16 protein-coding genes are annotated in these 19,812 nt (G+C 72.8%); 3 read left to right on the plus strand and 13 right to left on the minus strand.

Annotated features, from left to right (window positions below; all coding sequences use genetic code 11):
• The first annotated feature begins 19 nt into the window (after positions 1 to 19).
• Positions 20 to 763 carry a nucleotidyltransferase domain-containing protein gene (locus OIE75_RS08115; RefSeq protein WP_329470148.1) on the plus strand — a complete coding sequence of 248 codons (744 nt, stop codon included), beginning with the start codon at positions 20 to 22 and terminating at the stop codon, positions 761 to 763.
• Positions 764 to 824: 61 nt separating this feature from the next.
• Here OIE75_RS08115 and OIE75_RS08120 read toward each other — a convergent pair whose 3' ends face one another.
• From OIE75_RS08120 to OIE75_RS08170, 11 genes are all read right to left on the minus strand, one after another.
• On the minus strand, positions 825 to 1,847 hold the full coding sequence (locus tag OIE75_RS08120; protein ID WP_329470149.1) for an ADP-ribosylglycohydrolase family protein: 1,023 nt from the start codon (positions 1,845 to 1,847) through the stop codon (positions 825 to 827).
• Positions 1,844 to 2,563 carry an NUDIX hydrolase gene (locus tag OIE75_RS08125; RefSeq protein ID WP_307017806.1) on the minus strand — a complete coding sequence of 240 codons (720 nt, stop codon included), beginning with the start codon at positions 2,561 to 2,563 and terminating at the stop codon, positions 1,844 to 1,846. Before OIE75_RS08125 ends, OIE75_RS08120 begins: the two co-directional genes overlap by 4 nt.
• A gap of 74 nt (positions 2,564 to 2,637) precedes the next feature.
• A complete protein-coding gene (locus tag OIE75_RS08130) occupies positions 2,638 to 3,753 on the minus strand; it encodes a pseudouridine synthase (protein WP_122617429.1) in 1,116 nt (371 codons plus the stop codon).
• Positions 3,753 to 4,406, minus strand: a complete 654-nt coding sequence (gene scpB, locus OIE75_RS08135) for an SMC-Scp complex subunit ScpB (RefSeq protein ID WP_307010940.1) — start codon at positions 4,404 to 4,406, stop codon at positions 3,753 to 3,755. Before scpB ends, OIE75_RS08130 begins: the two co-directional genes overlap by 1 nt.
• On the minus strand, positions 4,403 to 5,515 hold the full coding sequence (locus OIE75_RS08140; RefSeq protein ID WP_329470151.1) for a segregation and condensation protein A: 1,113 nt from the start codon (positions 5,513 to 5,515) through the stop codon (positions 4,403 to 4,405). The genes scpB and OIE75_RS08140 overlap by 4 nt, the downstream gene beginning before the upstream one ends.
• Before the next feature lie 18 nt (positions 5,516 to 5,533).
• On the minus strand, positions 5,534 to 6,049 hold the full coding sequence (locus tag OIE75_RS08145) for a hypothetical protein (protein ID WP_329470152.1): 516 nt from the start codon (positions 6,047 to 6,049) through the stop codon (positions 5,534 to 5,536).
• 41 nt (positions 6,050 to 6,090) lie between these two features.
• Positions 6,091 to 7,221 (minus strand): ParA family protein, encoded by a 1,131-nt coding sequence (locus OIE75_RS08150; protein WP_161328082.1) that lies wholly within the window; start codon positions 7,219 to 7,221, stop codon positions 6,091 to 6,093.
• A 387-nt stretch (positions 7,222 to 7,608) separates the two neighbouring features.
• Positions 7,609 to 8,724, minus strand: coding sequence for an alanine dehydrogenase (ald, locus tag OIE75_RS08155; protein WP_329470155.1), 1,116 nt, complete (start codon positions 8,722 to 8,724; stop codon positions 7,609 to 7,611).
• 142 nt (positions 8,725 to 8,866) lie between these two features.
• On the minus strand, positions 8,867 to 10,894 hold the full coding sequence (locus OIE75_RS08160; RefSeq protein ID WP_329470156.1) for a tetratricopeptide repeat protein: 2,028 nt from the start codon (positions 10,892 to 10,894) through the stop codon (positions 8,867 to 8,869).
• A gap of 175 nt (positions 10,895 to 11,069) precedes the next feature.
• Positions 11,070 to 11,705, minus strand: coding sequence for an NUDIX domain-containing protein (locus OIE75_RS08165; RefSeq protein WP_307010948.1), 636 nt, complete (start codon positions 11,703 to 11,705; stop codon positions 11,070 to 11,072).
• Positions 11,706 to 11,790: 85 nt separating this feature from the next.
• The gene (locus OIE75_RS08170; protein ID WP_307010949.1) at positions 11,791 to 13,458 is read right to left on the minus strand and encodes a CTP synthase; all 1,668 of its coding nucleotides are present in this window, start codon (positions 13,456 to 13,458) and stop codon (positions 11,791 to 11,793) included.
• A gap of 544 nt (positions 13,459 to 14,002) precedes the next feature.
• Between OIE75_RS08170 and OIE75_RS08175 the strand changes: the two genes are divergently transcribed.
• A complete protein-coding gene (locus OIE75_RS08175; protein ID WP_307017810.1) occupies positions 14,003 to 15,805 on the plus strand; it encodes a glycoside hydrolase family 15 protein in 1,803 nt (600 codons plus the stop codon).
• 241 nt (positions 15,806 to 16,046) lie between these two features.
• Positions 16,047 to 17,693 carry a PucR family transcriptional regulator gene (locus OIE75_RS08180; protein WP_329470158.1) on the plus strand — a complete coding sequence of 549 codons (1,647 nt, stop codon included), beginning with the start codon at positions 16,047 to 16,049 and terminating at the stop codon, positions 17,691 to 17,693.
• Here OIE75_RS08180 and OIE75_RS08185 read toward each other — a convergent pair.
• Positions 17,690 to 18,829: a glycosyltransferase family 4 protein gene (locus OIE75_RS08185; protein WP_329470160.1), complete on the minus strand. Its 1,140-nt coding sequence runs from the start codon at positions 18,827 to 18,829 to the stop codon at positions 17,690 to 17,692. The two genes, OIE75_RS08180 and OIE75_RS08185, sit on opposite strands and share 4 nt — an antisense overlap.
• Positions 18,830 to 19,024: 195 nt before the next feature.
• Positions 19,025 to 19,783, minus strand: a complete 759-nt coding sequence (locus OIE75_RS08190) for a hypothetical protein (protein ID WP_329470161.1) — start codon at positions 19,781 to 19,783, stop codon at positions 19,025 to 19,027.
• Positions 19,784 to 19,812: the final 29 nt, after the last annotated feature.

Raw genomic sequence — 19,812 nt, forward strand, 5'->3', positions numbered from 1 at the left:
CCCGCGTACGCTCCGCGGCATGGACCCGGAACTGCTGGTACGCGACCACACGATCTACGCCTGTGTCATGGGTTCGCGTGCCTTCGGTCTGGCGACGGAGGGCAGCGACACCGACCGCCGGGGCGTCTTCCTCGCCCCCACGCCCCTCTTCTGGCGCTTCGAGAAGCCGCCGGCACATGTGGAGGGTCCGGCCGAGGAGCAGTTCTCCTGGGAGCTGGAGCGCTTCTGCGAGCTGGCCCTGCGCGCGAACCCCAACGTCCTGGAGTGCCTGCACTCACCGCTCGTGGAGCACGCCGACGCCACGGGCCGTGAACTGCTGTCCCTGCGCGACGCGTTCCTCTCCCGCCGCGCCCACGAGACGTTCACCCGCTACGCGCAGGGCCAGCGCCGCAAACTCGACGCCGACGTCCGCACGCACGGCGCCCCGCGCTGGAAGCACGCGATGCACCTGCTGCGGCTGCTGGAGTCCGCCCGCGACCTGCTGCGCACGGGCACGCTCACCATCGACGTCGGCGACCGGCGCGAGTCGCTGCTCGCCGTGAAGCGCGGCGAGGTCCCCTGGCCGGAGGTGGAGACCCGGATGACCCGCCTGGCCGACGAGAACGACCAGGCCGCCCACCACACCCCCCTCCCCGCCGAACCGGACCGCCGCCGCGTCGAGGACTTCCTCGTCCGGACCCGCCGCGCCTCAGCTCTGCAGGCGGACCCGCACGACGAGGTCGTGCAGCGCGTCGTACGCACCGGCGCCGTCGGGCAGCGCTGACAGGCTGCCCGGCCGTCCCGGGGCCGGGCAGATGCTGAGCCGAGGGGCGTCGATCATGGGCTCAAGCGTCCCAGAGCGCGCCCAGGGACAGCAGATCGCCCCGGTACTCGATGCGGTCGGCCCAGTCGGTGGGCCAGGCGTCGGCGCCCAGGTGGGCGCCGACGAACGCGCCCGCGAGGCAGGCGATGGAGTCGGAGTCGCCGGAGGTGCAGGCGCCGCGGCGCAGGGCGGTCAGCGGCTCGTCGACGAAGAGCAGGAAGCAGAGCAGCCCGGCCGCCATGGCCTCCTCGGCGATCCAGCCCTCGCCCACGGACAGGCAGGGGTCGGTCTCGGGCGAGGCCGTGCGCACGGCCTGCTGGAGCCGGTCGAGGATCGCCAGGCACTCGTCCCAGCCGCGGGCGATGAAGTGCTCCGGCGTGGGGTCCTGGGCGCGGGTCCACAGGTCGCCGAGCCAGCGCTCGTGGTAGCGGCCGCGGTTGTCGTAGGCGTACGAGCGCAGCAGCCCGACCAGTCCGGTCGGCTCCGCTCCCTCGGCGAGCAGCCGTACGGCGTGCGCGGTCAGGTCGGAGGCGGCGAGCGCGGTGGGGTGGCCGTGGGTGAGCGCGGACTGCAACTGGGCGGCGCCCGCACGCTGTTCGTCGCTCAGACCGGGGACGATGCCTATGGGCGCGACGCGCATGTTGGCGCCGCAGCCCTTGGAGTGGATCTGGCTGGCGTCCTGCCAGGGGCGGTCGGCCCGCTCCAGGAGGTCGCAGGCGCGCAGGCAGGTGTTGCCCGGCGCCCGGTTGTTCTCCGGTGAGCGGTTCCAGGCGATGAACTCCTGGCGTACCGGTTCGGTCATCCCCTCGGGCGCGAGGACCCCGCGGTCCATGGCCGTCCGCAGCCCCTTCCCCAGCGCCAGCGTCATCTGCGTGTCGTCGGTGACGTACGCCGGGTCCGGCAGGGCCATCTCCCGCCAGGGGCCGCACTTGGCGAGGATCCCCGGGACGTCGTTGAACTCGGTCGGGAAGCCCAGCGCGTCGCCGAGGGCGAGGCCGGTGAGCGCTCCGGTGGCGGCGCGCTTGGTGACGGTGTTCGTGGTCATGCGGGGCGTCCTTCCCGAGGGGTGCGGAGCAGGGGCGGGTGCAGGGTGGTGGCGGGGCCCGCGCGGTACAGCGCGGCGGGTTTGCCGCGTCCGCCGGTCAGCCGGGCGGCGCCGGGGACGGGCTCCACGAAGCCCGGGGTGGCGAGGACCTTGCGACGGAAGTTGGGCCGGTCGAGAGCCGTGCCCCAGACCGTCTCGTAGACCTGCTGCAGCTCCCCGAGCGTGAACTCGGGCGGGCAGAAGGCGGTGGCCAGGCAGGTGTACTCCAGCCTGCCGCCGACGCGGTCCCGGGCGTCGGCCAGGATCCGGTCGTGGTCGAAGGCGAGGCCGCGGGCCTCGTCGTACGGCATCCAGCGGGCCTCGGCCGCGTCCGTGCCGGCGTGCGGCTCGGGAGGGTCGGGCAGCAGCGCGGCGAAGGCGACGGAGACGACGCGCATCCGGGGGTCGCGGCCGGGTTCGCTGTAGGTCCGCAGCTGCTCCAGGTGCAGCCCGGTCACGTCCGCCAGGCCGGTCTCCTCGGCCAGCTCGCGCCGGGCGGCCGTCTCCGCCGACTCGTCCGGCAGCAGGAAGCCGCCGGGCAGCGCCCAGCGGCCCGCGTACGGCTCCTGGCCGCGCTCGACGAGCAGCACGTGCAGGGCGCCCGCGCGCAGCGTGAGGACCGCGAGATCGACGGTGACGGCGAAGGGTTCGAAGGCGTGCTTGTCGTAGCCGTGCAGAACGGCCCACCCCCTTTAATAGTCACTAGGACTATAAAGAGGGTGGGCCGGTCGGGACAACCCCGAGGGGACGCCTAGAGCTCGACCTCCGCCATCAGCATCCCGACCTCGGTGTTGGACAACCGCCGCAGCCAGCCCGACTTCTGGTCGCCCAGCGTGATCGGGCCGAAGGCGGTGCGCACCAGCTTGTCGACGGGGAAGCCCGCCTCCGCCAGCATCCGGCGCACGATGTGCTTGCGGCCCTCGTGAAGGGTGACCTCGACCAGGTAGTTCTTGCCGGTCTGCTCGACGACCCGGAAGTGGTCCGCGCGCGCGTACCCGTCCTCCAGCTGGATGCCGTCCTTGAGGCGCTTGCCGAGGTCCCGCGGGATCGGGCCCACGATGTGCGCGAGGTAGGTCTTCTTCACGCCGTACCGGGGGTGGGTCAGGCGGTGCGCCAGCTCGCCGTGGTTGGTGAGCAGGATGACACCCTCGGTCTCGGTGTCGAGCCGGCCCACGTGGAAGAGGCGGGTCTCACGGTTGGTGACGTAGTCGCCGAGGCACTGGCGGCCCTCCGGATCCTCCATGGTGGAGACGACACCGGCGGGCTTGTTCAGCGAGAAGAACTGGTACGACTGCGTGGCGACGGTCAGGCCGTCGACCTTGACCTCGTCCTTCTCCGGGTCGACGCGGCGGCCCTGCTCCAGCACGATCTCGCCGTTGATCTCGACCCTGGCCTGCTCGATCAGCTCCTCGCAGGCACGCCGGGAGCCGTAGCCCGCGCGCGCGAGGACCTTCTGCAGCCGCTCGCCCTCCTGCTCGGCGCCGGGGAAGGTCTTCGGGAGCTTGACGTCCTTCTTGCCCGCGTACCGCTCGCGGTTGCGCTCCTCGGCCCGCGTCTCGTACTCGCGGGACGTGGCCGGAGCCGAGCGGCCACGCTGCTGGGGCCGCTTGGGGCCGCCCTTGGCGCCGCCGCGGGCCGCGCCGCCGCGCCCCGACTTGGGGCCCTCGGGAGAGGCTCCGGGGCCCACGTCGTACCGGCGCTCCTCCGGGCGGGGCTTCTTCGGCCGGCCGCCCGGCTTGTCGTCGCGGTTGTTACCGGCACCGCGGTAGTTACCGCGGCCACCACTGCTCCCGCCGCGGCCGCCGCTGTTGCCACCACGGCTCCCGCCGTTGTTTCCGCTGCTGTTCCTGCCGCTGCTGCTTCGCATCAAAGTTCCGTCTTGTCGTCTGCGTCCTCGGAATCCGGGGCGTCCGGATCGAACGACGGGACCCCTTCCAGCGTCTCGGCCTCGATCGCCGCCGCCTCCGGGAGGAAGGGCGCGAGCTCCGGGAGCTCGTCCAGGCCGCGCAGGCCCATCCGCTCCAGGAAGTAGTTCGTCGTCACGTACAGGATCGCACCTGTTTCGGGTTCCGTGCCCGCCTCCTCGACCAGACCCCGCTGCAGGAGGGTGCGCATCACACCGTCGCAGTTCACGCCGCGCACCGCGGAGACGCGGCTGCGGCTGACCGGCTGGCGGTAGGCGACGACGGCGAGGGTCTCCAGCGCGGCCTGGGTGAGGCGGGCGTGCTGGCCGTCCAGGACGAAGCCCTCGACGGCCGCGGCGTACTCGGGGCGGGTGTAGAAGCGCCAGCCGCCGGCGATCAGGCGCAGCTCGAAGCCACGGCCCTGGACGGTGTACTCGTCGGCCAGCTCCCGCAAGGCGTCCGCGATGCGCCGCCGGGGGCGTTGCAGTATCTTCGCCAGCTGCTCCTCGGTCGCGGGCTCGTCGACGACCATGAGGACGGCCTCGAGTGCGGGCTTGAGGTCGAGGTCGGCGACGCCTTCCGGTGCGCGCACGGCCTCCGTGGTCTGCTCACTCACGCCTTCCGCTCCTCCTCGGTCTTCTCCGGCGGCCGGTCGAACTCGTCGGTCACCACCGGTGCGGCGTCCTCGTCACCGCCGGTCCAGCGCACCAGCAGGTCGCCGAGCGCGGTCTCCTGGTCCAGCTCGACGGCCTTCTCCCGGTACAGCTCCAGCAGGGCCAGGAAGCGGGCCACGACGGTCAGTGTGTCCGCGGTGTCCTGGACCAGCACCCGGAAGCTGGCCTCGCCCAGCTCCCGGAGCCGGGCCACCACGATCCCGGCCTGCTCCTGGACGCTGACCAGGGGCGCGTGGATGTGCTCGACGTAGACCTGCGGCTTGGGCTTGGGCTGCATGGCCTTCACGGCGAGCTTGGCGAAGCCCTCGGGGCCGATGCTGATGACGACCTCGGGCAGCAGCTCGGCGTGGTGGGGTTCCAGGCCGACGGTACGGGGGTAGCGGCGGGCCTCGGACTCCAGCCGCTCGTTGAAGATCTCGGCGATCTGCTTGTACGCGCGGTACTGGAGCAGCCGCGCGAACAGCAGGTCGCGGGCCTCGAGAAGTGCCAGGTCGGCCTCGTCCTCGACCTCGGCGGCGGGCAGCAGCCGGGCCGCCTTCAGGTCGAGGAGGGTAGCGGCGATCACCAGGAACTCGGTCGTCTCGTCGAGGTCCCAGTCGGACCCCATCGCCCGGATGTGCGCCATGAACTCGTCGGTCACCTTGGACAGCGCGACCTCGGTGACGTCCATCTTGTGCTTGGAGATCAGCTGAAGAAGCAGGTCGAACGGCCCCTCGAAGTTGGCGAGCCGAACCTTGAAGACACCATCGGCGTCACCGTCGACCTCCGGGCCCTGCGCAGGGGACGCGTCGGCCGGGGCGGAAGGCGAGACCTCGGAGCGCACGGCCTCCGGCGAGACCGCGACGGGCGCGGATTCCGGCGGGACCTCAATGGGCGCCGATTCCGGCAGGGGAGCCGGCGGCGGCCCAACGTCGACCGGCGCGGGCGCCGCGCGGGGCGGTGCTTGCTCCTCGAGGGTGGGCGCGGGCCCCGGGGCCTCTCCGGGCCCCCGCCCCAGCGCGCGCCGGCGGCCGGCGCGGGGGCCGGGGCTGGAGGCGTCGTTCGAGGTCATGGCCCCCGCAGGCTATCGCTACCGCCCGCGCAACCGTCGTACGAGGATGCTGGCGTCCCCACGGGTCTCCAGGTCGGCGAGGACCACGGCGACCGCCTCGCGGACGATGCGCCCCCGGTCGACGGCGAGGCCGTGCTCACCGCGGAGCACCAGGCGGGCGTGCTCCAGGTCCATGAGCTCCTCGGCGGAGACGTACACGGTGATCTTCTCGTCGTGGCGCTCACGGCCGCTGGGGCGGCGTGCGGCCGCCCTCCCGCCGCGCTTGCGGGGCTGGGCGGTGGCAGAACCTTCCTGCGCGCCCGCGCCCGGCACGGAGGGCCGCGCGGAGCGCTCCGCACCCCGGCTGCGCGACTCGCCGCCCGCGCCCGGTTCCGCGTCCGCCGCCGCGTGCTCGGCGCCCTCGCCGTCGCCGCCCTGCGCGGGCACCGACTGCGGCGCGTCCTCGGCGGCGGCCTGGTCGCTCTCCCCCGCCGGCGCCGGCACGCGTGCCTCGCCGTTGGCCGGCCGCCGCGGGGTGGACGCCTGGAGCGCCATCCCCCCTGTCGTACGGAAGAGTTCGTCGGCCCCCGGCAGACTCACTCGGCGTGACACCGGGCGAGCACCTCCCTGGCGAGCTGGCGGTAGGCGGCGGCACCGACGGAGTTGGAGGCGTACGTGGTGATCGGCTCACCGGCGACCGTGGTCTCCGGGAAGCGGACGGTGCGCCCGATGACCGTGTGGTAGACGTGGTCGTCGAACGCCTCGACGACACGCGCGAGCACCTCACGGCTGTGCACCGTGCGCGAGTCGTACATCGTGGCGAGGATGCCGTCGAGCTCCAGGTCCGGGTTGAGCCGCTCCTGGACCTTCTCGATCGTCTCGGTCAGCAGGGCCACACCGCGCAGCGCGAAGAACTCGCACTCCAACGGCACGATCACCTTGTGCGCGGCGGTCAGGGCGTTGACCGTGAGGAGGCCGAGCGAAGGCTGACAGTCGATCACGATGTAGTCGTAGTCGTCCATCAGCGGCTTCAGCGCGCGCTGCAGCGTGGACTCGCGCGCGACCTCGCTCACCAGCTGCACCTCGGCCGCCGACAGGTCGATGTTGCTGGGCAGCAGGTCCATGTTGGGGACCGCCGTCTTCAGCAGCACCTCGTCGGCCGCCATGCCCCGCTCCATGAGCAGGTTGTAGACGGTGAGGTCGAGCTCCATCGGGTTGACGCCGAGCCCGACCGACAGCGCGCCCTGCGGGTCGAAGTCGACGAGCAGCACCCGGCGCCCGTACTCGGCGAGCGCGGCACCCAGGTTGATGGTCGACGTGGTCTTGCCCACGCCGCCCTTCTGGTTGCACATCGCGATGATCTTCGCGGGGCCGTGATCGGTCAGCGGGCCCGGGATCGGGAAGTACGGCAGCGGGCGTCCGGTCGGACCGATGCGCTCACGGCGCTGGCGGGCCGCGTCGGGCGCGAGCGTGGCGGCGTACTCGGGATCCGGCTCGTACTCCGCGTCCGGGTCGTAGAAGTGCCCCTCGGGCAGTTCGTCGTAGTCGGCGAAGTGGTTGCGGGGCGCGCCACTTCCGTCGCCGGCCATGGCGTTCACGTGTTGGCCATCCATACTCATGTGTGCTGTCAGAGTTGCCTGCGGACTCTGGTGGGCGGCTTCGAAGGTACGTACGGCGACGGAGCCGACAGCCTCGAGACGCCCCGGGCTGTGGGCCCGTGCAGGCATTCCTGGTTGACCACCCCCGGGAGTAAATGTCGACTCATTCACAAGTCGTCTTACCTCCTTGGTGACCAGGGGACTTCTAGACAGGTCAGCGTGGCACCATGCCGACGTTCGGCGACTCTATGGCGTGTCGGCCGTCCGCAGCAACACAATCCGCCGGACCCGGCCCGATGTGTCGGCAATGAAACATCCCTCTGTCAAGGGCGTACGGCCGTCGCACGGCAGGTTTCACCGGTGCGCGAATCGGTTGAAGCGTTACGTTCGAGGCGAGTTGACCGAGAATCGCAAAGTGACCATACACACACCCGGCCGGACCTTGTCGGGCAAGGTCCGGCCGGGCGTGTGGGGTTGACGGCACTTGTTGACGTATCGCCTTTGTGGGTTGCCGACTTAGCCGAGCAGCGTGCTGGGATCGACGTACTCCAGGCCGTGGGCGTCGGCGACCTCGCGGTAAACGACCTTGCCGTCATGCGTGTTGAGACCCCGGGCCAGCGCGGGGTCACGGCGCAGCGCCTCGACCCAGCCGCGGTTGGCCAGCTCCACGATGTACGGCAGCGTGGCGTTGGTGAGGGCGTTGGTGGAGGTGTTGGACACCGCGCCCGGCATGTTGGCCACGCAGTAGAAGACCGAGTTGTGGACCGGGAAGGTCGGCTCGGCGTGCGTGGTGGGACGCGAGTCCTCGAAGCAGCCGCCCTGGTCGATCGCGATGTCGACAAGAACACTTCCGGGCTTCATCCGGGAGACCAGCTCGTTGGTGACCAGCTTCGGGGCCTTGGCGCCCGGGATGAGCACCGCGCCGATCACCAGGTCCGCGTCGAGGACGGCCTTCTCCAGCTCGAAGGAGTTGGAGATGACGGCCTTGACCTTGGCGCCGAAGATCTTGTCGGCCTCGCGCAGCTTGTTGATGTCGCGGTCGAGCAGGGTCACGTCGAAGCCCATGCCGACGGCGATCTGGGTGGCGTTCCAGCCGGAGACGCCACCACCGATGACGACGGCCTTGGCCGGGATCACGCCGGGCACGCCGCCCGGCAGCACACCGCGGCCGCCGTTGGAGGCCATCAGGTGGTAGGCGCCGACCTGCGGGGCCAGCCGGCCCGCGACCTCGGACATCGGGGCCAGCAGCGGCAGGGCGCGGGTGGGCAGCTCGACCGTCTCGTAGGCGATCGCGGTGGTACCGGACTCGACGAGGGCGTCCGTGCACTCCTTGGACGCGGCCAGGTGCAGGTAGGTGAAGAGCGTCTGGTCCTTGCGGAGGCGGTGGTACTCCTCCGCGATCGGCTCCTTGACCTTCAGCACCAGGTCGGCGGCGGCCCAGACCTCGTCGGCGGTGTCCAGGATCCGGGCACCGGCGGCGACGTACTCGGCGTCCGGGATCGAGGAGCCGACGCCGGCCTCGCGCTCGATGACCACCTGGTGGCCGTGGCGCACCAGCTCGTGCACGCCGGCGGGGGTGATGGCCACCCGGAACTCGTTGTTCTTGACCTCGCGGGGGATGCCGACCTTCACGGGGATCACGGTCCTTGGCTCAGAGAATGGGCTATTACAAGACATACCCGCTCAGACGCGGGCACACCTGGAGAGACCGCAGGAGAATGTGCGGCAGAGCCAGTCTAATGAAGGCGTTCCAGCTGTCCAGCCTTTCAAAGCATCAATCTTCAGACGATGCGCTACGGATTTCGCAGGCGTCTTCGGGATCTTCCCTCAACATGCGGTCGGCGATGCTCCGCTTCAGGCCCGCCGCGACGGGGTCGCCGAGCCGGTCGAGGGTGTCGGCGACCCGCAGGTGCAGGGCGGCCTGGAGCCGGACGTCCTCGGCCCGGCGGGCCCACTCGACGGCCTCCTGGCAGGTGCGCAGCGACTCCTCGGGCCGTCCGGCGTACTCCTGGACCCGGGCCAGCTCCGACAGCGCCCGCGCCTGCGCGGCCACGTCCCCGCCCTTGCGGTACCCGGCGACGGCCGCGCGCCAGGAGCGCACCGCCTCTCCGTAGCGGCCCGCGTAGGTGTGGGCGGTGGCGATGCGGCCGTAGACCCGGGCGGCGTCGGCGCGCTCGTCGCGGGCCAGCCGCTGGGCCAGGGCCCGGCCGAACCAGTCGGCGGCCCGGTCGTAGTCCCCGAGCTCCAGGTGGGCGCCGCCCACGGATTCCATCGCGCGGCCGGTGGCGTACGGGTCGTTCGCCTCGCGTCCGGCGTCCAGCGCGGCCCGGTAGCGCACCAGGGCCTCGGCGGTGCGGCCGGTGCGGGCGTCGAGGTCGGCCAGGTTCAGCAGGGCCGCGGCCTTCTCCCGGGGCAGTTCGCGGCGCTCCGCGACGTCGAGCACGAGACGGTGGATGCCGTACAGGTCGGGGGCCGCGGCCTGGGTGCCGAAGTGCGCCACCATGGCCCGGACCAGCTGGGACATCAACCTGCGGGCCAGGGTGTCCAGCTCGCCGTCGGCGACCGCGAGGCGGGCCGAGGCCAGCAGGGCGGGGCGCCGGGCGCGCAGCCAGTCGGCGGCCGCCCTCGGGGTGGGGAAGCGCAGGTCGCGCGGCATGCCCACGAGCTTCTCGCGGGCCTGCGCACTGTCCGTCTCGGTGACCGCCCGGCAGGACTGGAGCAGCCGCACCGTCCGCTCCAGCATCCGGGCGCGGGCCAGCTGCAGCTCGGCCGGCCGGTCCTGGGTCTCGGCGAGGCGGGTCAGCCGGGCGTGCAGGCAGGCGGGAACCTCGTACCCGGGCGGCGTGGAGCCGACCGCGCGCAGCAGGCCGAGGCCGACGAAGTCGTCGAGGGTGGTGCGGGCACCGTTCACCGAGCACCCGGCGAGCGCGGAGGCGGTGTGCGGGTCGACCAGGCCGGCCGGGGCGAGGGAGAGCAGGCGGAGCATCCGGGCGGCGGTGCTGGGCAGCGAGGCGTAGACGAGGCGGAAGACGCGGCTGAGCGCGGTGCCCTCGTCGCCCTCCGCGTGCACGTGTTTCGCCAGGTCGGCGACGGCCGCCTGAGGCCGGGCCGCGAGCCAGCCGCCGGCCAGGGTGAGCGCGGCGGGCTGGGCCTGGCAGACCTCGACCAGTTGCTCGGCGGCCCGGGGGTCGACGGTGATGCGGACCGAGCCGGTGTACCAGGACAGCAGTTCCATGGCCGACTTGGTGTCGAGGCCGCCCAGCGTGCACGGGCGGACGTCCGTGATGCCGGTCAGCGGCCCCTCGGCGACCACCACGGCCAGGCAGTCCGGGGTGTCCGGCAGCAGGGCGTCGACCTGCTCGGCGTCGGCGGCGTCGTCGAGCAGCAGCAGGACCCGGCGGTCGGCCAGGGCGGTGCGCAGCGCCTCGGTCAGGTCGTCCTCGCCGGCGCCGGGCGGGGTGGGACGGTCCAGGTCGGTGAGGAGTTCGCGGGCGATGCGTGCGACCGGCACGCGCGTGCCGTCCGGTTCGCTCAGCCGGGCCCGCAGCACGCCGTCGGGGTAGTCGTCCGCGACCTGGGCGGCCAGTTCCCCGGCGAGCGCGGTGCGGCCCGAGCCGGGGCGGCCGGCGATGAGCAGCACGCGCGCGCGAGGGGCCTTGCGTCCGGAGAGGGTGTCCAGGCCCGCGCGCTCGATGTCGGCGCGCAGCTCCTTCAGCTCCCGGTTGCGGCCCAGGAACCGACTCTCCTCGACAGGGTCTTCCGACAGCCGTTCGCCGTCCGTGTCCACCGCCTGATCCGTCACGGGCCACACTCCCGATCCCACCGCACCGGCGCCCGCCGGAACCCCGGTTCGGGCGTTTCCAGAGCCTAGTTCACGCTCTGCGACGTTCCCGGCGGAGCGCGGCGGGCAGGTCCCTCGATCGGATCAACAGATGGTCACACCGGTGGGGGGTGCCAGGTGGTCCGGCGCCGGCGGATCAGGCCTCGAAGGGACGGGCCGGCCACGGCGCCTCGGCCGGGCGGAGCGCGTCGAGTCCGTCACCCCGCTCCGCGGCGATCAGCGAGAGCACGCCCACGACCAGGCAGTTGTTGTGCAGATCGCCCGCGAGCACACCCCGCACCAGGTCCGCCACCGGCACCCGGGCCAGCTCCATGTCGGCCTCTTCGTCCTCGACCTCGAAGCGCTCGCCCTCGGCCTCGGAGAGGCTCCGGGCGAGGAAGATCCGCACGGCCTCGTCGCAGCCGCCGGGGGTGGTGTAGACGTCGGTCAGCACCCGCCAGTCCTCGGCCTTGACGTGCGCCTCCTCGTACAGCTCGCGCTGGGCGGCGTGCAGCGGGTTCTCGCCGGGGACGTCGAGGAGTCCGGCGGGGATCTCCCACAGCTTCTCGCGCACGGGGTGCCGGTACTGGCGGATGACCAGCACCCGGCCCTCGCCGTCCAGGGCGAGGACGGCGACGGAGCCCGGGTGGACCTGGTAGTCGCGGGTCACCACGGAGCCGTCGGGCATGACCACGTCGTCCGTGCGGACGGAGGTCTTCTTCCCCCGGAAGGGCGTCTCGGTGCCCCGGACCTCCCACTCCTCGGGGGTGTCCTTGATCGTACTGCCCGTCATGCCTGACCTGCCCTTTCAGACGTACGCGAAAGCCGGGGCCCGCGCCGTTGAGTGCGCGTGCCCCGGCCACCGTACAACTGGTGTGCTACTTCGACGTCTTCCGCTCGACCGCGGCCTTGACCAGCCCGGCGAAGAGCGGGTGCGGGCGGGTCGGGCGCGAGCGCAGCTCCGGGTGCGCCTGCGTGGCGACCAGGTACGGATGGACGTCGCGCGGGTACTCGACGTACTCGACGAGCTTGCCGTCCGGGGAGGTGCCCGAGAAGACGATGCCGGCCTTCTTCTCCAGCTCCGCGCGGTAGGCGTTGTTCACCTCGTAGCGGTGCCGGTGCCGCTCCTCGACGTACTCCTTGCCGTCGTACACCTCGCGCACGATGGAGCCCTCGGCCAGCTTCGCCGGGTACATGCCGAGCCGCATGGTGCCGCCCATGTCGCCCTCGCCGGCCACGATGTCCAGCTGCTCGGCCATGGTGGAGATGACCGGGTGACCGGTGGCCGGGTCGAACTCGGTGGAGTTGGCGTCCGCGATGCCGGCCAGGTTGCGCGCGGCCTCGACCACGATGCACTGCAGGCCCAGGCAGAGGCCGAGCAGCGGGATCCGGTTCTCGCGGGCGTACTGGATGGCGCCGACCTTGCCGAGCACACCGCGGTCGCCGAAGCCGCCCGGGATGCAGATGGCGTCGACGTCGCCGAGCTGCGCCGCCGCGCCCGCCGCGGTCTTGCAGTCGTCGGACGTGACCCACTTGATCTTCACGCGGGCCTTGTTGGCGAAGCCGCCGGCGCGCAGCGCCTCGGTGACCGAGAGGTAGGCGTCGGGCAGGTCGATGTACTTGCCGACCAGGGCCATGGTGATCTCGTGGTCGGGCTTGTGGACGCGGTCGAGCAGGTCGTCCCAGGTCGTCCAGTCCACGTCGCGGAACGGCAGGTCCAGCTTGCGGACGACGTACGCGTCCAGACCCTCGGTGTGGACGACCTTCGGGATGTCGTAGATCGAGCGGGCGTCGGGGCAGGCCACCACGGCGGCCTCGTCGACGTCGCACATGAGGGAGATCTTGCGCTTGATCGCGGTCGGGACCTCGCGGTCGCAGCGCAGCACGATCGCGTCCGGCTGGATACCGATGTTGCGCAGCGCCGCGACCGAGTGCTGGGTCGGCTTGGTCTTCAGCTCACCCGAAGGGCCGATGTAGGGCAGGAGCGAGATGTGGACCACGAACACGTTGTCCCGGCCGACCTCGTGCCGGACCTGGCGGACGGTCTCCAGGAACGGCAGCGACTCGATGTCGCCGACCGTGCCGCCGACCTCGGTGATCACGACGTCGACCTCGTCCGTCGCCATGCGGCGGATGCGGTGCTTGATCTCGTTGGTGATGTGCGGGATGACCTGGACCGTGTCGCCCAGGTACTCGCCGCGCCGCTCCTTGGCGATCACCGTGTTGTAGACCTGACCGGTGGTGACGTTGGCGGAGCCGTCGAGGTCGCGGTCGAGGAAGCGCTCGTAGTGGCCGATGTCCAGGTCGGTCTCGGCGCCGTCGTTGGTGACGAACACCTCACCGTGCTGGAAGGGGTTCATCGTGCCCGGGTCGACGTTCAGGTACGGGTCGAGCTTCTGCATCACGACGCGCAGACCCCGGGCCTTGAGCAGCATGCCGAGGCTGGAGGCCGTCAGCCCCTTGCCGAGCGAGGAGGCGACACCCCCGGTGACGAAGATGTGCTTGGTCGTCGAGGCAGTGCTGTTTCGAAAAGCAGTGGGCGGCATGGCCAAGAGGGGGCTCCCGTGGTCGCGGTCTGGGGTGCGGTGCGCTCGCCCTCCGCCCCCGTCGTCCGGGGGTGTCGGCGGTGGCGCCGTCGCTGCGGTTCCGGGGTTTTTCTCCCACCGGTCCACGGGCTACCAGCGTATCAGCGCCTCGGGGCGGCGGCTTCCGGCCACCCTCCGCGCACACCCGGACACGCAGGTGGAGGCGTCACACTTTCCTCACCCGGTGGTCACCCGTTCGGCGGACCCGGGTTGCCCGGAGCGGCACACAGATCATCTACGTGCGTCGTATCCTGCTCGGACGTTCGCTGCCGAGCCGGCCCCGGCGACGCGGCACCACCCCTCGCCCGTCACCGCCGGAACAACGAGAGCTCGTCAGTTGGTTGAGCGACAATTGTCGTTTGCGGCTCAGCGTTTGGCTTGACGGCCGGACGACTGCTTTGCTTCATGGCTCAACGACGCATGACATACACCCTGACCCCACCCTTGACCGCACTAGCGACCGCCCCCATCGCGGGGTGACGTGGCCGTTCGACTGGAGTTGCACGTGGCCGGGCGCATCGAAGACTACGCACTCATCGGAGACATGCAGACCGCCGCACTGGTCTGCCGGGACGGCACAGTCGACTGGCTGTGCCTGCCCCGCTTCGACTCGCATGCCATCTTCGCCGGTCTGCTGGGCACCGGGGAACACGGCTTCTGGCGGATCGGACCCGCCTGCACCCCGGGCGCGGAGCCGCCCAGCGCGGCCCGGCGGACCTACCGCGGTGACTCGCTGATCCTGGAGTCCGAATGGGACACCGGGCGCGGCACGGTCCGGGTGACCGATTTCATGCCGCCGCGCGACGGCGCGCCGCAGCTGATCCGGATCGTGGAGGGCGTCTCCGGCCGGGTGCCGATGCGCTCGGAGCTGCGGATGCGGTTCAGCTACGGCCGGGTCGTCCCCTGGGTGCACAAGCACGAGGGCCGCACGGTGGCCGTCGCCGGGCCCGACTCGGTGTGGTTCGACACGGATGTCGAGACCTACGGCAAGGCGCTCACCACGTACGCGGACTTCACCGTCGCTCCGGGTGACCGGATCGCGTTCACCATCTCGTGGGAGCCCTCGCACAAGGAGCCGCCCCCGCTGCCCGAGCCCGAGCAGTCCCTGGAGGCCACCGAGGACTTCTGGCGCGACTGGGTCGATCACTGTACGTACCACGGCCCCTACCGGGAGGCCGTGGTCCGCTCCCTGATCACCCTGAAGGCCCTGACGTACGCCCCCACCGGCGGCATCGTCGCCGCGCCCACCACCTCCCTTCCGGAGGAGATCGGCGGCGTCCGCAACTGGGACTACCGCTACACCTGGCTGCGGGACGCGGCGATCACCCTGTCCTCACTGCTGCGCACCGGCTACCGCGAGGAGGCCCGCGCGTGGCGCGAGTGGCTGCTGCGCGCGGTCGCGGGCGACCCGGAGAACCTCCAGATCATGTACGGCATCGCCGGTGAGCGGGAGCTGGGCGAGGCGGAGCTGGACTGGCTGCCGGGGTACGAGAACTCCACCCCCGTGCGGGTCGGCAACGGCGCGGCGCACCAGCTCCAGCTGGACGTCTACGGCGAGGTCACCGAGGCCCTGCACCTGGCCCACATGACCGGCCTGGCCCGCAACGACTACGCGTCGGTGCTCCAGCTGAAGCTGATCCGCTACCTGGAGGACCACTGGCAGGAGCCGGACGAGGGCATCTGGGAGGTGCGCGGCCCGCGCCGCCACTTCGTGCACTCCAAGGTGATGGCCTGGGTCGCCGTCGACCGCACGATCAAGCTGATCGAGTCCGGCGACGCGGACGGCCCGCTGGAGCGCTGGAAGCAGTTGCGCGACGACATCCACCGGGACGTCTGCGAGAAGGGCTACGACAAGGAACGCAACACCTTCACGCAGTCCTACGGCTCCCAGGAACTGGACGCCTCGCTGCTGCTGATCCCGCAGATGGGCTTCCTGCCGCCGGACGACAAGCGGGTCATCGGCACCATCGAGGCCATCCAGCGTGAGCTGTCCACGTCGGACGGGTTCATCCTGCGCTACCCGACGGACGGCAAGGACGAGGGCGTCGACGGCCTCCCGGGCGACGAGGGCGCCTTCCTCGCCTGCTCGTTCTGGATGGCGGACGACCTGGCGATGATCGGCCGCGTGGACGAGGCCCGCAAGCTCTTCGAGAAGCTGCTCGCCCTGCGCAACGACCTCGGCCTGCTGGCCGAGGAGTGGGACCCGCGCCTGCAACGCCAGGTCGGCAACTTCCCCCAGGCCTTCAGCCACGTGCCCCTGATCGACACGGCACTGCGGCTGACGGCGAGCGGGGCGTACGGGGGATAGCGGGGCGTACGGGGCTGACGGGGCCCACCGAGGCCGACGACGGCGTCGGCGGGCCGAACCACCCGGTTCGGCCCGCCGGCGCCGTCGGCGTCCGTTCGCCGTCGGGGGAACCGTCGTCCTCGCGTGCGGCGGCCACCGCGGTGGTCTTCGTGCCGGGGCCCTTCCCGGCCGCCCCGCCGCCAACCGGGTGTCCCCGGCCCGCGGATGTCCCCGGGGTGCCCCGGCGGGTAGCGTCCGGGACATGGACAGCGGCAGGAACAGCGGATTCGACACCCAGGGCGCCGGTATCACCGTGCAGCGGGCACTGGAGCTGCCCGGGCTGCGCAGCGGCCTGCCGGAGACACTCGCGGGCGCCGACCGGCTGCACCGCACCGTGCGCTGGGTGCACGCCGGCGAGGTGCCGAACATCGCCTCGCTCCTCAAGGGCGGCGAGCTGCTGCTGACCACGGGGTACGGCCTCGGCACCCGCCCCGCCGAGCAGCGGGCGTTCGTCCGCACGCTGGCCGAGCGCGGCATCGCGGCCCTCGTCGTCGAACTGGGCCCGCGTTTCGCCCGGCTGCCCGCGGCCCTCGTCGACACCGCCCGGACGGCCGGGCTGCCGCTGGTCCAGCTGCACCGCGAGGTGCCGTTCGTGACGGTCACCGAGGAGATCCACACCGAGATCGTCAACGGCCACTACGCGCTGCTGCAGCGGGCCGAGGAGGTGCACCGCCGGTGCACCCGGGCCCTGCTCGGCGGCGGCGGAGTCCCCCAGGTGCTGGGCATCCTGGCCGACTTCGGCGACAACCCGGTCTTCCTGGAGACCACCGACGGCCGTCTGCTGTACGCCGCCGGTTCCGGGCCGGAGGGCGCAGACCCCCTCCAGGTGTGGGAGGGGCTGCGCGGCCCGCACAAGGACGCGCCGCCCCCGGCCGGCTCGGTCCTGGTGGACGTGCCCGGCGGCGGGCCAGGCGCCGGGTCGGTGCGGGCGCGGCTGGTGCTGCTGCCGGTGCGCTCCCCGCTGGCGCCGGTGCACCGGATGGCGGCGGAGCGGGCGGCGGGCAGCCTCGCCGTGGTGCTGATGCAGGCGCGGCAGGAGGAGGAACTGGCGGCGCGCGGGCGCGGCGACTTCCTCAGCGACCTCGCCGAGGGCCGGGTCACGGCGGAGGACGCCCCGGCCCAGGCGCGCGTCCTGGGCTTCAAGCCGGGCGACGGTCCGATGCTCCCGGTGGTGATGCGGCTCGGCGACGCCCTGTCCCCGGCCGGCGGCGGCTGGGCGGTGCTGGCCCGCGCCGTCGCCGAGGAGCTGGCGTCGGTCGGGGTGCCGGTGCTGCTGGGCGTACGGCCGGTGGAGGGCCGGGTGCCGCTGCTGCTGGGGCTGCGTTCGGAGTCGGAGCGGGCGCCGGTCGCGGACCGGGTCGCGGCGGCGCTGCGGGCGGGCGTGGAGCGGGCCGGGATGCAGCGGCCGGGGGCGCAGCCGCCCGTCGTGGTCGTCGGGGTGGCCGGCGGCTGGGCGGCGGCGTCGGCCAGCCTGCGGCACGCGGCGGAGACGGCGACCGCGGCGCAGGGGCTGACCGACCGGCCCTGGTACGACGCGCGGCGCCTGGACATCGACCTGCTGCTGTGGCGGCTGCGCGACCATCCGGACCTCGCGGCCTTCGTGGACCGGGCGATCGGCCCGCTGCGCGACCACGACGACCGCTCGAAGCCGCCCCTGCTGCCCACGCTCCAGACGTACCTGGCGCACGCCGGCCGCAAGGCGGAGACGGCGCGCGAACTCCACCTCAACCGGCAGACGCTCTACAACCGGCTGGCGCGGATCGGGGAGTTGCTGGGCACGGACCTCGACGACCCGCAGACCGTACTGGCCCTGAGCCTGGCCCTGCGTGCCCGCCGGCACGTGCCTTAGAGCATCGGTGTGGGCTGGGTCAGCTCGTCGTAGACGCTGAGGACCTGGGCGACGGTCTCGTCCTCGGTCGGCCAGGTGGCCGCCTGCCTCACGCCCCGCGCCCGGAGTCCGTCCCGCCGGCCGGGGTCGCCGAGCAGGCGGACGACGGCGTCGGCGAGCCCTCGCGCGTCCCCGGCCGGGACGAGTTCGGCGGCATCGCCGACGAGTTCGGGGATGCCGCCCACCCCGGCGGCGACGAGCGGCACGCGCGCGTGGAGCGCCTCCTGGGCGAGCACGGAGCGTCCCGTCTCCCGGCGGGCCGGCAGCAGCGCGAGGTCGGCGGCCGCCAGCAGGTCGGGGACGTCGTCGCGGCGGCCGGCGAGCAGCACCGGCAGCCCTTCGCTCTCGATCCGCCCCTGCAGCTCCGCGCGCAGCGGTCCCTCCCCCGCGACGACGACCAGCGGTGCGGGATCAAGGCGGCGCCACACCCGCGCGGCGTCGAGCAGGACGTCGTACCCCCGGTGCCACTCCAGGGAACCGACCGCGACCAGCAAGGGGCGTTCCACCGCGCCGAGTTCGGCCCTCAGCTTCGGGCGCAGCCGGTCGGGGTCCTCGGGTCCGGACGGGTTTCCCGGGCGGACGGGGAGCGCCACGGGGCCGAGCCGGGCGTCGCGCGCGCCGGTCCGCCGGGCCCCGTCGACCAGCCCCGAGGTGGTGCCGAGGACGACGGTGGCCGCCTTCATCACCCGCCGTTCCAGCGCCCGCAGCAGGTGGGCGCGCGCGCCCTCGGCGTACGCGCGGTCGTGCCAGGTGACGACGAGCGGGGTACGCACCCGTCGCCCGCCGAGGGCCAGCACCGCGCGGAAGGAGGCGTGCAGTCCGTGCGCGTGCACCAGGTCGGCGTCCGCGCACACCGCCCGCAGCGCGGCCACCGAGACGGGGTCGCTGCTGCGCGGCACGTGCACGTGCTCGGCCCCGGTGCCCGTGAAGTCGTAGGTGCACTCCGCATCGGAGGGGGCGCACACCGTGACTTTCACGCCCCTGGCGACGAGCCCCGCGGCCAGTGAACGCACGTGCGCGCTGCTGCCGGCGTTGCCGCCGCCCAGCACCTGCACGGTGCGCAGCGGCGACTGGCCGTGCGGTGAGTGGCTGCTCACGGGGTCACCTGGCCGGGGCTCCTGGTTCGGCGGGGGTGGGACACGAAGAACGTACAGAACGATGGTGCGGAGGGTGTGCGCCACGCGTCGTGCCGCGCGTCACTCCGTCAAGGATGCCAGGCCGTACGGGCGTTCCGGGAACGACGGCCGCCCCGGGCGGTCGACCACCGGGGCAACGGAACGGCATCGGTTCACTCACACGAGTGAACGAGGCGGGCCGGCCGCCAACTCACCGCCGACCGCCGCGGCCACGAGCGCGACCGCGTGCGCGGCGACCATGGCCCGCCCGCCCGCGGCCACCACCGCGACCCCGAGGGCCGCGCCCAGCGCGTGTGCTCCCGTGTCCCCGAGCATGGTGCGCTCGGCGACGTCGTCGGGCAGCACGGCCGCCGCCGCTCCCATCGCGACGGCCGCCGTCTGTGCCCCGGGGCCGGCGCGCAGCAGTCCCGGCGCCCCGAGCGCGAGGACCGCCGCACCGGCCCGCCCCGGGCGTACGTCCAGGAGGTTGACGAAGTGCGCGGCCCCGGCGATGACGACACCGGCCAGCAGCCGGTCCAGGGGCCGTTCCCTCAGCACCGCCCCCGCGGCGAGCGCGGCCCCGGAGACGCCGAACAGCTTGACCGCCCCGCCGGTGACCTCGCCGTCCCGCAACGCCGTCAGATGCGCCCGGAAGCCGCGCCGGGCGTCGCCCGCGCCCGCCACGTCGTCGTAGGCCCCGCAGGCACCCGCCGCGAGCACGGCGAGCCCGGCGGCGGGCCGCACCCTCGCCGTGCCGGCCGCCGCCGCCAGGGCGCAGGCGGGCCCGGCGTACAGATCCACCGTCCGACCCGCGTGGTTCACGCGCTCCCAGCGTTCCCGGCCGCCCGGCGCCACGGCGCGCAGTGCGGTCACGCCGGTCCGGGCGAGACCGGCGGCGAGGGCAAAGGAGGCGGTGCGGCCACTGCGGTTGATCATCCGGACACCCTACGGGCGTCCGGAACCCT

This window comes from Streptomyces sp. NBC_01723, from assembly GCF_036246005.1.
Classification (GTDB): domain Bacteria; phylum Actinomycetota; class Actinomycetes; order Streptomycetales; family Streptomycetaceae; genus Streptomyces.

Excerpts from the sequence above, each read along its gene's own strand:
- OIE75_RS08130 (WP_122617429.1), bottom strand. The coding sequence starts at position 3,753 with ATGCGAAGCAGCAGCGGCAGGAACAGCAGCGGAAACAACGGCGGGAGC.
- OIE75_RS08145 (WP_329470152.1), bottom strand. The coding sequence starts at position 6,049 with ATGGCGCTCCAGGCGTCCACCCCGCGGCGGCCGGCCAACGGCGAGGCA.
- OIE75_RS08120 (WP_329470149.1), bottom strand. The coding sequence starts at position 1,847 with ATGACCACGAACACCGTCACCAAGCGCGCCGCCACCGGAGCGCTCACC.
- OIE75_RS08170 (WP_307010949.1), bottom strand. The coding sequence starts at position 13,458 with ATGCCGCCCACTGCTTTTCGAAACAGCACTGCCTCGACGACCAAGCAC.
- OIE75_RS08165 (WP_307010948.1), bottom strand. The coding sequence starts at position 11,705 with ATGACGGGCAGTACGATCAAGGACACCCCCGAGGAGTGGGAGGTCCGG.
- OIE75_RS08115 (WP_329470148.1), top strand. The coding sequence starts at position 20 with ATGGACCCGGAACTGCTGGTACGCGACCACACGATCTACGCCTGTGTC.
- OIE75_RS08180 (WP_329470158.1), top strand. The coding sequence starts at position 16,047 with ATGGACAGCGGCAGGAACAGCGGATTCGACACCCAGGGCGCCGGTATC.
- OIE75_RS08150 (WP_161328082.1), bottom strand. The coding sequence starts at position 7,221 with ATGCCTGCACGGGCCCACAGCCCGGGGCGTCTCGAGGCTGTCGGCTCC.
- OIE75_RS08190 (WP_329470161.1), bottom strand. The coding sequence starts at position 19,783 with ATGATCAACCGCAGTGGCCGCACCGCCTCCTTTGCCCTCGCCGCCGGT.
- OIE75_RS08140 (WP_329470151.1), bottom strand. The coding sequence starts at position 5,515 with ATGACCTCGAACGACGCCTCCAGCCCCGGCCCCCGCGCCGGCCGCCGG.